A 12,858-nucleotide genomic window follows, 5' to 3' on the forward strand; every position below is an offset into this window, starting at 1 on the left:
TCGAAGGTCCAACCCGCTGGATGAACGAACTTTACAAGATGCGGTGGTGACTTCAGCGATCGAGCCCTACCTGAGGATCGCGGCACCTACGCTTTTCCGCCGGTGTTGTCAATATGTTCTTGTCCTTTGGGTGCGACTCTGGCTTTATCGGCAAAAAGAAATTTAGGGAGAGGCAGTTGGAATTTTCGAGCTTAGATCTGTTCTGCGGTGCTGGCGGGCTGAGCATCGGACTGGAGCGTGCGGGTTTCCGATCGGTCATGGGCCTGGACACCAACCGCGACGCGCTGGCGACCTATGCGCGGAACCTGCCCCACGCGAAGGCGGAGGAGAAATCCGTAGTCGGCTATGACTTCAAGCAGTGGCGTGGCGTCGACGTCGTCGCCGGTGGCCCGCCATGTCAGCCGTTCTCGAACGGTGGGAAGCGCCTCGCCGCGAAGGACCGCCGCGACATGCTCCCGCACTTCGCGCGTGCCGTAAACGAGATCATGCCACGCGCCTTTATCATGGAGAACGTCGCTGGCCTGCTTGCAGCTCGCAACCGCGAGTATCTCGCCGAGGTCCTTGGTCAGTTCGATGATCGCTATACTATTACCGGTCCGCACCTCGTAAACGCGGCTGACTACGGGGTGCCACAGAACCGCCTCCGCATCGTCCTGATCGGGATGCTTAAAGGCTCGATCACCTTTCCTGCGCCAACCCACCGTGAAATGAACCGTGTCGCAGCCGGCTCGGTCATCCGGCCAGGCGAGGTCCAGGGAATTCCGAACGAGTCGAAGGTCGTCTATGCCCGCAATCCCGATCTTCGGCAGAGCCCATACGCTGGGCAGCTCTTTAACGGCGGCGGCCGTGCGATCGACCTCAGCAAGCCGGCCCCGACGATCCTGGCCGCAGCAGGTGGCAACAAGACTCACTTCATCGACGAGTTGGACCTCGTCCCAGTGTATCACCGACACCTGAAGAACGGTGGCAAGCCTCGCGAGGGCACCCTTGAGGGTGGTCGACGCCTGACTGTGAAGGAGTCGGCGCTGCTTCAGACATTCGACATCGACATGGTGTTCGAGGGTTCGAAGAGTTCGCAATACACCCAGATCGGAAACGCCGTGCCTCCGCGCCTCGCCGAGGTGATCGGTGCATCAGTCGCTTCCGCGCTCCACTAACCCCGCCTCGTTGAGCTTCCGGACGTAGGCGTTAACGCGCTCCACGTCCGGTTGATATCGGTCCAAAAGTTCATACAGCCGAACCAAGGCATCGGCACGCTGAGGGCGTGTGAGAGCCGCGGCCAGAACCTCGATGACCTGTCGGACATCCAGAACTGCGACGTCTTCTGTAAGCTCCTTCAGGCGTTCGATTGAAGCGGCGCGTTCGGCATCAGGCCGACGGGCGATCACATGAAGCCTGGAGAGGTCGTTGTCGCGGATCGTCTTCGAAGCGCCGTCAATCTTGGTCGACCAGTTGTTGGCCGTGACCTCGAACGCCTCAAGGACGTGGCTGCCGGCGAGGATCTGAACGTCTCCTGCCGCCCGCGAGCTCTTGTCCGAGGCGTTCAGGTTTTTGGTTTCCACCCTGGCCGCGCTGGCGTCGTGTTCTGCGACGAGTGTCTGTAGCAGGGCGGCCGTGGTGAACTGATCGTATGCTCCTTGGGATGGAACTTCGACAAGCCCCAGGAGAAGCTCAGCGGTTCGAGCAAAGGTAAGCGTCGACCGGTTCAGTTCAGGCATCGGAAGGACGGGGCGCGCTGTTGCAGCGATCCGCGCGCAGGTATAGTCGAATGCTATCTGTCGCTCCTGGGTGGGGGCCGTCTGTCCCCAAGTCAGCAAGCGGTCGAACTCAGCGAAGTTGCCCCGCACCATGATCTCGCTGTTCTTACCGATGTTCTGATACGCGTCCTTCACAAATGGGATATGCCGATCCGCGAGAAAGAGGCCGAGAGCTTTACCCAGCGTGCGTCCCCCGGTCGGGCGTCGTGTGATGTCCCAGTCTGGGTCAACCAGGCCGAAGGAGAACTGTATGACGAGTCCATCTCGATAGCTGGTTCTTCGATCCGGGATCACGATATCGATATCCGCCATGACTTCTTCTGGCAGCGCGGCTGGCGCCGCGGCGATGGCGGCATCTCGAGCGGAATCGTGGTCGATAAAATTCTGTATGGTGTCGAACACCAGTTGTTGCGCATTATCCGTGGCGCTCAAGGCCCTGCCCCCTCCAAGTTATATTTCTGTCTACAGCGGTTCTGGGCGTCCAGCAATTCTCGTTTCGATTTCTGCGTTCTCAACCTTGCCGCGAAAAGAATAGAGAGCGATGTGGACGCAGAAACGCAGCCGAGGACAGCAGCGGGCAAGCGCGGCGCAGTAGAACCCACTGCGGCGAATTTCATATCCGCTCAGGCGGAGACAAAGTGGCAGGCCCTAAGGGGCGACGGCGTTTCTTCAAAACTTCCATATGAAACTCGCTTTCGAACCATGTAGCGGTTCACCACGATGCGCGATCCTGCATTTCCTCGGTCGATACGGCTCATGCCAAGAAATTGGCGACGTCACTGTAGTCAAAAATGTATATCCAATAGACGAAAGCCCTGAACGGATCGCGTTCGATCATGTGGAAAGGTATCTCGCGAGACATATCAAGTTCCTTGAAGTTTATAGCCTATGCCAACCATAACAGTGATTGTCGCGCCCCGAATGGCGTGCGTGAAAAGAGGGTGCCCCCCGATCGGTTTGATCGGAAGGGATCTCTCTGGACGTCAGGCAAGCCAGGGTGCGAATCCGAGGCAGTGCCACTTGGTCACCGCTATCGGCGCGACAAGCGCGTTGAAGGATGGTCTCAGGGCGTAGCCTAAATTGCGTTCGTTACAGAAGCGCTGGAGTGCCTGCTAATCCTGAGATTTCCGACCGAGATTAGCAAAATTAGAAGCCAACCCGCGCCGTTAAAGTTCCAAATCGCCGGAGTTCTACCAAAATTTTCTCAGCCCTCGCTTTGCTCTCCGCGCATGGGGCGTAAGTCCGTTGAGAAAAAGGAGAAAGGCAAGATGGAAGAAAACAGATACCTGACGATAGCGGAGGTCGCAAAGGTTCTCAGAAAACACCCTCGGACGATCCGCGATTGGGTCGCGAAAGGATGCGTCACCGAGCGTGGCCGCGTTCATCTGGATGCGACGAAGGTCGGAAAGTCTTGGTTGGTCCATCCCGAGTGGCTGGAGCTCTTCGAACATCGAATCCGCCCCTCGCGGAGGGCGGATCTCGACGTCGAGTGAGCGCCCGCCATTGAGAAGGGACTTTGAATGATGTCACTGCAAGAGCAGATACGCGAATACCTTGATATATCGGGCGACTCCATGCGCTCACTCTCCATGCGCGCCGGCCTCAATCCGAAAGCGGTTTCGGATATCCTTAGTCGGCCCGGGCATCGCGCGAAGCGGAATTCCATCGAAGCGCTCGGCGAGGCGATGGGTTTTCCGTTGGCCGAACCGGAACCGCGCAAGACCTACGCGCAGTTGATTGCCTGTCTCTGCGAAAAGACCGGTGATGTAGTTGTCGATCATCGGAATGCGATCCGCGCTTCGCGTCTGAAAAGGGTGATACGTGCGGCCGGCTGGGTCCCGGAAATCGAAAACGTGGACCGTGTCCGTGTCATCGAGTGCTTCGCAGCTTGGACGCCGGCGACCCTTGGCATTTCGCCCGGTAGCTTCAGCACTTATAAGTCCGATGCGCTTGCCGCAATCGATGAGGTATGCGGCCGCACCCGAAAGCCTGGCATCTGTGATGTTTCCGGCCTCTACCGCGAAATCCATGCGGCAATTGCGGCCTCAGAACTCCCGCAGGACATGAAGTTGATCTCCGGCTCATTTCTATTCTTCTTGGATCAGAATAGCCTGCTTCCGGCCGAGATCACCGAAGTGGTTCTGGAAGACTACTATCGCCACCGCTGCGCGGAAGCGAAAAAGAGCGAGAGCGTCTGCCGCAAGCACGTGAAGCGCGTCGCGGCCATGTGCACCCGGCTGGCAGAGGAACCCGCATTCGTAGAATACCGGTTTCCTGCCGTTGATCATCCTTTCGATGACGGCCGGGACAAGTATGGGGTGCAGACGCTGTTACTGGACAGCTTTCTCCAGGAGTTCGATGGACCGGTTACGCGATGGGTCCAAGGGGAGGCATCTCGCGACGGGCTCTCCTACGAAGAATTTCTGGTCGAGCTCGACGAGACGCAGCCGCAACGCCCGACGACCGGCAAGCTGGCGTTACTGAGGCCGAAGCGAAACGGACGAAAGCAGACGGAAGAGGAGCGTCGCTCGGCCGGTTTCCTCACTAATGACGAAACGTGGTCACAGGAAACGATCGCGAACCGCCGAGGCATCATTATCGCCGGAGCGAAAGCGCTATATGCCGCGACCGGATACCTAATCGAAAGCGTGGAGGAATATACCAACCCGGTGGTGCTGGAAGGTGTGCTCGAGGCCGTCCAAGCTGGTAATAGCGAAAGCCAATTTCAGAGCAGCTACGCCTCGACGCTGGGCAGGGCCATCAAAAAGCTTGCGCGCGACTATGTTGGCCGAGATCTGACGGATATCCGCGCTATTGCTGCAACGGTTAGCGATTATAGTGCGGGTGACAAGGGGATCGCAAAGCGCAACAAGGACAAACTGCGGCAGATCATCGGCGCCCGGCAGCAGCGCCTGCTGGATCTCGGGGAGATCTTGGTCGACGAAATCAATAGCAAACTTGATCAGCGAGCGCGCAAGCAACGTGGCACCCCTCGTCTCGAGCTCTTCGATACCGAGATGGTGCGGAACATCATGTGCGTGCTGGCAAGCGATATTCTGCTCGCGCGGGCGCCGCGCAGGGCAAATGTGACCAAGGCGAAGCTTTCGTGGATTTCGTGGCGCGGTGATCTGGCAACCATTACGGTCCCGAACGTGGAACTGAAAATGCGCACCAGTGACGATCCGGATCTCCCGATACCCTTGGGAGAAAACGAGTCACGGCGGCTTCGCATGTATCTCGACAAGATCCGTCCGAAAGCGCTGCGTGCAGGCGACGAGTTCAATCCGTTCCTGTTCCCAGCCCAAGGGCCGACCGCTGCGCGGGGCCAGCCTTATGTCAGCCTTTTGGAAAGGCTGATGCGTCATACGCACCGTATCACCGGCATCCGGATGAACCCGCACCTTTACCGTCATTTCATCGGATGGCTCTGGCTCAAGGAAGACCCGAACAGGCTTCCAGACGTCCAGCGTCTGCTCGGGCATATCAGTCTCGAGACGACGCTTGAGTTCTACGCAGAGATCGATGAGCACTTCGCGCTCGAACGTTGGCAGGCCTACCTGTCGGACAAAAAATCGCGGCAGCCAGCCGGTTTCAACAAGAAAGGATTCCGATGAAACACGCCATCAGGACGGGGGCGGCCTTGGTTTCCGAGGCTGTCTGGCAGGACCTTCGAGCGTCGTTGACAGCCGACCGACCGGACCTCGACTGCGGGCGCGTCTTGCATGAGCTCGGGGCGTTCGCGAACTGGAGGGGGGCTCAGCTCCCCCTCACGGCGCCGCCCTCGCAGCAGGAAGTCGAGCGCTATCTCGCTGCGTGCTCGGCGGAACACGGGAGCCACCTCGCCGCCCTGAAATTGCACCGCATTCAGTCCGCCGCTTGTGTCCTTTGGGGCATGCCTTACGCTTCCATGATCGCAATCGTTCGACGGCAGCGTCAGCGCGGCTCCGAGACGAAGACGCAGAGCAATGAAGAGCCCCTTCGGGCTTTGATTGCACGGCTTCCGGAAGGATGGCGCGCTGGCTTGGGGGAGAGGATCTCTTGCGGGCCAGGCAACCGGAAACAAAAATGGAGCAACGCGCATCTGAGGGCCATTGCCTACGCGCTTCTGCGCTGGATTGATTGGTGTGACAACTCGGGCTTCGTTGTCACACCATCGGGAGTTGCCTTCTTTGCCTATGCCCGTGATCTGTCGGAGGATGGCGTCTCCTCACGCAGCGTGGGCGATTACCTGGGTCGTATACTTTCGGGTTACGCGAGCGCATGCGACCCGGGCTTCAGGAATATGGCGTGCGATCACGTCATCGCTAAGCTCAACGCACAGGGTAAGGCCGAAGGGCGTCCGACCAAGACTGGCGAACAGCTGGTCGGCGCCTCGGCAATCTTCGATCTTGGAGAAAAGATCATCGACGGAGCTCGCGCATTAGGGCCGAGGGATCTATTCGTTGCGCGGGATTACCGCAACGGCCTCCTCCTACTGGCGGCTGCGGCGGTTCCGCAGCGAGCTCGGGCGCTTTCGCACTTCGAAATCGGCCAGACGATCAGGCTCCTGGAACGTCCATATGTCCAAGTTTCGCTTCCGGGGACGGCATTGAAACTCAGGGAGCACGAGAAGCACAAAGCCCGGTATGACCGGGTGCTGGGAAATCCGGTCCTCTGGGATGCTATAGACGAATACAAGCGCGTGTTCCGGCCATTATTCGACAATGGCAGCGCATTGTTTCCGAGCCTTTTGGAAGTAGGCGGCAAGGTTTCTGCCCAGCGGCTGGGGTGCCTCGCTGGGAACCTAACCCAGAAGCATCTGGGGATCAGGGTGAGCATTCACCGCATCCGGGACAACGTGGCCACGGAGGCGTCAGAAGAGCTTTCGGGAGGCGGCTACATCGCGCCGGTCCTGCTCGACAATCGGGACCCGGCGACGACGATGGCGAGCTACGATCATGCTGAAGGCTTGAGGGCAGCGCGCGATCATGCGGAGTTCGTGGCGTCTCGGCGCTCGTTCTCGGCGAACCTGCGCCTGTGAAAAGGACGTCGGACTTGCCGCCGACCTCCGCCGCAACACGCTGTAAAATAATGAATTTTTTTGCTGTGTTGAAAACGGGTGGGTTCCACCCGCACGGGGTGGAACCCACCCTTTTTCAACAATCTCCCTACGGTGCGTCAACCGCCGTGAACCGCCGCAGGGCGGGGTGCGCCTGGATCAACAGCGCGAGGCCAGCCGTCGTCGTCGCGTCGCACCCCAATCCCCAAGCCATCAGGCCTTGGGATTCAGCATGTAGGCCCGACGACGCTTCTTTCCGCCCACGACCGTTCCATCCGGAAGCTTCGCGACCCAACCGTATTCGATGAGGATTGCGAGAGCTTGGTCCATGGCCTTCCGGTTCCGGGTCGTCACCGGTCCATTCTGCAAGATGATTTCGGTTGCGAAGCCGCTTCCGGGCGCCAGGTTGGTTTTGAGCCAGTCCAGAAGTTTTTGCGCGTGGCTCACCGCATCCTCATTTGTTCCGGCCACGCAGAGATACTTGAATTGCCCAAGGTGGTATTTAACGATTTCGACGGCGTTATTCATCATATCCTCAGTAATTTCGGTCGCCTCCTGGTCCTCGTAAAGGGTCAGGAGGGCCGCAATCCGACAGGCATGCTCCGGCGCCTTCGCCGCGAAGCTGCCAATATCTGCGGCCCATTTGCCGCGCCCGAGTTCATCTTCGACGGCATCGTGGAATGCCACGCATACGGCAAAAGCAGCTTCGGAGAGCTCGAGCGATTTCTCGGAAGATTCTTCCAAAGACTTGCGCAAGGCTCCGGCCGTAGCGTTCTGGAAATCTACAATGAGACCGTCATCGGCAGGGTCGCTGCGGCGATAGCGGCGGCTGCCCATCTTGCTTTGGGGCCAAGCCGGCAAAACGCGCGCAAGAATGCCCTGACCGAGCATAAAGTCGTTACCGTATGCCTGCCGGATGAGGTTCGGCTGAAACATCATGTTCACCGTGGTGGGGGTGGGGGGAACGTAACCGTCTCCTTCCTGCGTGGCGCGCGGCCGAGAGATGAACGAACCATCCCACAGCTTCGACAGGATGCCGCAAGTGAGCGCCTGTTTCTCCTGCGACATCGAATGCCCGCCAAAGAACATGGCGGCTTCATCAGAAAACCAACCCAGGAACCCGGCACCGGAAGAAATGGCCTTGAACGCGCCTTCGATGGTCGGTTCCGTAACGAGGAAATTCGGACAAACAGGCGCTTGGGGCTTCTCTGCGCTCCGTTCCAGCGACGCGACGTGTTCCTTGTGTTCTTTAAGGCGCACCGCATGCTGTTCCCGAAGTTCCAGAACAGTGCGGTTCACGCCCCCCATCGCCCACTTGTCCGTTGCGCTTTTCCGTTCTCCGGAAAGAGCGACAAGGACAAAGTAGCATGCTGCGTTCGCGAGTGAGGTGCCGAGGGTGCGGACCTTCGCGTGGCTGGCCATGGTCAGCGATACGACTGCGAGCACCGACTGCGCCGCGATCGCTTCAGGGGCTTGGGTCTTATTGCTGATCGCCTGGACCACTTTTTGAAGTCCCGGGCTCAGGCAGTTCACGGGATAATCCGTTGCGGGCGCTTCGGCATGGGGAAGCGGCGAAGGATGGGGCCATTCCATTTTACCTTCGCCTTTCGGTAGTTTGACGCGCGTGGTCGGTTTCATCAGCTCGGCATCATGAGGGGGGCGGCCCCTCGCAATCACACGCTGGAACGATTGAATGATCGAGAATTTGGACACGGCGGCTCTCCTGTAGGCTCGGTGTCCTAATCAGATCGGTCGATCTTGTTTTCGCCGGAAACGCCCGAATGCAGAAATCAACGGCGCTGGGCGGAAATCCGATCCTCATGGGGGATAGCGCGCGCGGATGATCGTTGCGATCCATCTCTCCTGGGCGTGAGACGGATCGCAACGATCATCCGGCAGCGGCTCGAGATGGAAAGAGAAAAGTTTGTCAGGGCGGGGCACACCGGACGAGACCATCATCCCACTGCTCTCCAGATGAGCCCGCAATCGATGGGTATCAGGCGTCGTAGGCCACGGTCATCTCGGTGAGACCGCGCCCAACGAAGCAGATCCCCAAGGGCCTGAGCAACCGATGAGAAGAGTAAGTGCGTGACAACCGGTTCGACTTCTTGACCCGCGAATGACGCGGAAACCAACCGGAGCCAATCATGAAAATTGAACCTAAATCCGCCTTCGTTGAAGAGAAGTCACATGTGCCTTCTCCTGAACCGATCCTTCTCTTCATCTCCGCGCATCACGAAGGGCTGTGGTATGCAGCACAACGCTTGGGAGGTCGCGAAACCGCCCGGCTGGTCGACCGGTGCGTCGAACTCCTTTTGCACGACCGCTGCCTGACGCGGCGCACGCGGATAATGCTGAAGCAGATCCTGGATGTTCTCACTCTGGAGAACGTCGACGATCCCGCACTTCCATACATGGAACACTTCGCAGCGATCGACCCACTCGACCCCGTCGTGGAGGAAATTTGCCTGCTGTCAGACGGTTTGCGTCATGCATTCGAATGCTCAAGTGCGAGCACCATCGGTCAAGGTAAGGCGTAGCCTTCAGTGATGGCCCTGACATCGCCGACGATACTCGTCGGCGATCTTGACGGCACAAGGCCATAGTCCGGCCAATCGGTCGGCCCTTCGTGCCCGGAGAAAAACCATGAACAAGACGGTCGATTCTGAGCCCGTGCTTCTCGCCGCGCTCGACGCCAAGGACTTCCTGCGGCGCCATGGGAACAGCCTCACCGAACTGCTGGACCTTGTCGCCGGTGTGGAGGGCGTCGATGCCTATTGCACCGCCGACCGCCTGCTGGATCGCCTCAATCCTGACACTCTTCGGGTGGGAAAAGCACTTCGGGAGATGCGGGATCTACTCGCCGAAGCCGACGCGCTGAACGGCCAGTTCGGGGCATCACTCCGTTGGCACGGTGCGCGACTCAACGATCTCGCTACGCGTTTGCCGGGATAAACGATGGGTCCTGATCGAAAGCAAATCAGGACCAACTGGCCGCTCGGGTCGAAGGGGTAAAACCCAGCCTCGAGCGGCTTATTCTGACGAAATACCATGGCGGAGGATGCCCTCATCGAAATCGCCTTCCGAAAGATTATCCTAACCCAGGATCTCGAAACCCGGCGGCTGGAAGCCTACTATGGACGACTGCTTCTCTGGTCCAAAATGCCGACGGAGCCGGGCAGCCCCGAGGAAGCCGTCGAATTCTACACCTGCACCCTGATCGCCCTTCTGATGGGTTTGGAACGAGCCTCCAATCACCAACGGATGGTCTTCCTCGCGGAAGCTGATGGTGTTTCCGAGGTGAAGCGCGCCAGGGCCCGAACCGGATGGTTGGGCTGTTATCCCAATGGAGACCGGGGAGCCGGTTGAGGTCGGATGCCATCCTCCCGCCGGCCGCCATGCCAGCTCGTTACACCACGATGCGCAGGTGGCTACCCTGGGCCGGGGTTTCGGCACCAGCCCTCAGCGTATCGAAGGGCCGCCGGATCATCGAGATGTCGACCACAACCGACTTCATGCGCTCTGCAAGCTTCTCAATCCCGAGGTTCTGTCCGTAGTGACGATCACCCTCGTCGGTATAGGTATGTCCCATCAGGCGGCAACGGATCGCGTCAGATTTGTCGTCGCCGAGCAGGTCATGATGGAACGTCGTGCGCAGAGCGTGGAAATCCAGGCCGGGCCAGTAGCACTCATTGGTCCGCCGGTAGTATCCGAAGTTCTTGCTGAAGTTCGCCGAAAACGTGCCCTTCTGCTTCCCGCGGTTCAGGAACGGGAAGAGCCGGATGCGATCCTGCTTCTTGCGCAGGGCAACCAACTTCAGCAATCCAAGTTCGATCAGCTGCGGGTGGATGGGAAGCGTCCGCTCGCTGCTGAGGGTCTTCACACCGTTGATGATGGTGTTCTGGATGCGCAGATAAGGGATGCCTTTGTCCGTGCCGAAGTCGTCTGGTCCGAGCTGAAGGATCTCTTCCATGCGCATTCCCTGATGCCGCGCGATCAGTGGTGCCCAGAACAGGGGATCTCCCACATCTTCAAGATGCTCCTGGTAGATACGCGAGCCCCACAGATGGTAGATGCGGTCGTCCCAAGCTTCTCGTTTGCGCTGGCCTTCGGATTTTTTCAGGGCCACTTCTTCATCGTTGGACCACGTGCAGATGGCGAAAGGATCATTGTCGATCAGTTGCATATCCCACAACATTTCGCCAATGGCGCGCAGCACACGTCCATGCTTGACGTAGGTGGCAACCGTGATGCGCGGTTTGTGGCCCTTTAGTCGCATCTTGTCGATTTCCTCGGCCCCGGCGCCTCGGGCTTCTGCGGCCTGAATATCTTTCTCCAATTGCGCTTCAGCAGCAACCGCCTTCTCGATACGCTCGATCAGGCTGTATTTGGCCCGATCCTTCGAAGAGCGCGCATGATTTGCCGGGACGGCCCAGAAACGCTCGAGGGCATCATTGACGTCTTCGAAGCAGATCTCGTCTACAGGCACATCTCCGATTACGGACGGCCAGAAACCCCGTGCAAGCCGATATTTGTTCCGGTGATCTTCACAAAGACGCTCCTCCAGGGTCACGTTTCTGTCCTGTTCCAAAATCTTTTTCTTCCGCTTCTGCTGCTTCGAAAACGGGGCTTTGTAACCCCAACTCAAAACTTCAAAATAGAGCTCGATCGCTTCGACGAGCGTGATGCCGCGCTGTTTCTTGAGGGCTTCGCGCGATCCTTTCGACAGAAGGCTCTTGTCGACCAGGATGCGTGGCGGCCGCGCGATGATGCGGGCCTGCTGCCAGCGGGTCTCGTCACAATTCGCGGGCTGTTCGAGACCTGCCGGTATGATGATGGGCGTCAGGAAGGTCGAGTTCGCGAGCGGTCCGCGTGCTTTGGCAGATGCCATTTCGTGCAACGGGGCCGGTTCCGAAGACGCGGGTGAGGAAGCCTGTTCCTGCGGAGCAGCGGGCGCTGCACTTTGCGGCGCAGTAGCCTGTGCTTGCTCCTCGGTCACCGATACCGCGGGCATAACGATCGGCGTCGGGTTCGACGCGGCGAAGGTCGCCGGAGCGATGCTCGAAGCAGGTTGCGTTGAAACTTGCGCCGCCAAGCCACTCGCGGGCGCGCTTACGGCACGACGGAAGAACACCGTAGGCTGTTCGTAGACACCCTGTTGCCGACGGGCGCGTTCTTGGCTGATGTCGAGAAGGACCTTGGTGGCGTCGTAAGCGAGCGTCACCCAGTCCTTGTCGTCTTCATCGAGGGTAATGCCGAGTTGACCGGCAACATGACGAAGCGGATTCCGTGCCACTTCTCGGTTGCCGCAGTAGAGCGCCTGTCGAAGCGTGTGCTGGAGCACCTCCTCGCGGCGGAGATCCATGGCGGCGAGCTCGGAACTGCGGGGGGCGGCAGTGGCACGGGCACGTTCGAAGGCCTCGATCTCGAAGCGAACGAGGGATTCCAAAATCCAAGCCTTCGTTTCCAGTGTCATTTCCATCGTCATCTCCGCTTCTGCGGCGAAGACCAGATCGCTCATCTCGGTGAGACGACGGGCCAGGATCTTCGCGTCGCGGAGGACGTGGGTGCGCAGCGAGAAGCAGAGGGACGATTTTTTCGATGGGGTGCAGATCTTCTTTTCGGCCTCGACGGATCGAGAGTTACACCGGTCCTTACGGGACCGGGGCAGACGTCTGCGCCAGAAGAAGCTTGAACAGCGGAGCTCGAGGTGGGGTGGAAAGTTGCGATTTCGGGGCATGCAAATGCCCTCCTGTGCACACGTTGTGCACCGCCGTGTGCACCAGATTGTGCACCTCGTCGTCGAGCTTCGATTCCGAAGCGGGAAATCGCAATGATTTCAGAAGGTAGCTGGGAAATTGGCTCCGGCGGTAGGGATCGAACCTACGACCAATTGATTAACAGTCAACTGCTCTACCGCTGAGCTACGCCGGAATGCCTATGTCTGTCTGATGGGCAACACCACCGGACAGCGGCTCTTTAGCGTGGGCGGTCCGGGGTGCGCAAGAGCAATTGGCGCTTAATCTCGAATTTTTTTCGATTACCTGCATCCGCCTGTGAAAG

The 12,858-nt window shown here is 59.0% G+C and carries 10 protein-coding genes and 1 tRNA gene; 7 read left to right on the forward strand and 4 right to left on the reverse strand.

Annotated elements, in window-relative coordinates:
* Positions 1–176 precede the first annotated feature (176 nt).
* Positions 177–1,157: a DNA cytosine methyltransferase gene (locus K3759_RS12090; RefSeq protein WP_259982126.1), complete on the forward strand. Its 981-nt coding sequence runs from the start codon at positions 177–179 to the stop codon at positions 1,155–1,157.
* Here K3759_RS12090 and K3759_RS12095 read toward each other — a convergent pair.
* Complete coding sequence (locus K3759_RS12095) at positions 1,134–2,189, reverse strand: hypothetical protein (RefSeq protein ID WP_259982129.1); 1,056 nt, start codon at positions 2,187–2,189, stop codon at positions 1,134–1,136. The genes K3759_RS12090 and K3759_RS12095 overlap by 24 nt on opposite strands.
* An 836-nt stretch (positions 2,190–3,025) precedes the next feature.
* On the opposite strand from K3759_RS12095, the gene K3759_RS12100 reads away from it, so the two are divergent.
* From K3759_RS12100 to K3759_RS12110, 3 genes are read left to right on the forward strand one after another with little or no spacing between them, the layout of a single operon-like run.
* A complete protein-coding gene (locus K3759_RS12100) occupies positions 3,026–3,250 on the forward strand; it encodes a helix-turn-helix domain-containing protein (protein WP_259982130.1) in 225 nt (74 codons plus the stop codon).
* Positions 3,251–3,277: 27 nt separating this feature from the next.
* Complete coding sequence (locus K3759_RS12105) at positions 3,278–5,371, forward strand: site-specific integrase (protein WP_259982131.1); 2,094 nt, start codon at positions 3,278–3,280, stop codon at positions 5,369–5,371.
* Entirely contained in the window at positions 5,368–6,777 is a 1,410-nt protein-coding gene (locus K3759_RS12110) for a hypothetical protein (RefSeq protein WP_259982134.1), read from the forward strand. Before K3759_RS12105 ends, K3759_RS12110 begins: the two co-directional genes overlap by 4 nt.
* A 231-nt stretch (positions 6,778–7,008) precedes the next feature.
* Here the strand turns inward: K3759_RS12110 and K3759_RS12115 are convergent, their stop codons facing one another.
* Positions 7,009–8,508, reverse strand: a complete 1,500-nt coding sequence (locus K3759_RS12115; protein ID WP_259982135.1) for a YfjI family protein — start codon at positions 8,506–8,508, stop codon at positions 7,009–7,011.
* Between the two features lie 434 nt (positions 8,509–8,942).
* Between K3759_RS12115 and K3759_RS12120 the strand changes: the two genes are divergently transcribed.
* The 3 genes from K3759_RS12120 (at position 8,943) to K3759_RS12130 (ending at position 10,164) form a co-directional block, all read left to right on the forward strand.
* Positions 8,943–9,335: a hypothetical protein gene (locus tag K3759_RS12120; RefSeq protein ID WP_259982136.1), complete on the forward strand. Its 393-nt coding sequence runs from the start codon at positions 8,943–8,945 to the stop codon at positions 9,333–9,335.
* Between the two features lie 106 nt (positions 9,336–9,441).
* Positions 9,442–9,750 (forward strand): hypothetical protein, encoded by a 309-nt coding sequence (locus K3759_RS12125; RefSeq protein WP_259982138.1) that lies wholly within the window; start codon positions 9,442–9,444, stop codon positions 9,748–9,750.
* A gap of 96 nt (positions 9,751–9,846) precedes the next feature.
* Entirely contained in the window at positions 9,847–10,164 is a 318-nt protein-coding gene (locus tag K3759_RS12130; RefSeq protein ID WP_259982140.1) for a hypothetical protein, read from the forward strand.
* 40 nt (positions 10,165–10,204) lie between these two features.
* On the opposite strand, the gene K3759_RS12135 is transcribed toward K3759_RS12130, so the two are convergent.
* Both K3759_RS12135 and K3759_RS12140 read right to left on the reverse strand, forming a co-directional pair.
* Positions 10,205–12,535 carry a hypothetical protein gene (locus K3759_RS12135; RefSeq protein WP_259982142.1) on the reverse strand — a complete coding sequence of 777 codons (2,331 nt, stop codon included), beginning with the start codon at positions 12,533–12,535 and terminating at the stop codon, positions 10,205–10,207.
* 119 nt (positions 12,536–12,654) lie between these two features.
* A tRNA-Asn gene (locus K3759_RS12140) sits at positions 12,655–12,729 on the reverse strand.
* Between the last annotated feature and the right edge of the window lie 129 nt (positions 12,730–12,858).

Source organism: Sulfitobacter sp. W027 (assembly GCF_025143985.1).
Taxonomy (GTDB): Bacteria; Pseudomonadota; Alphaproteobacteria; order Rhodobacterales; family Rhodobacteraceae; genus Sulfitobacter.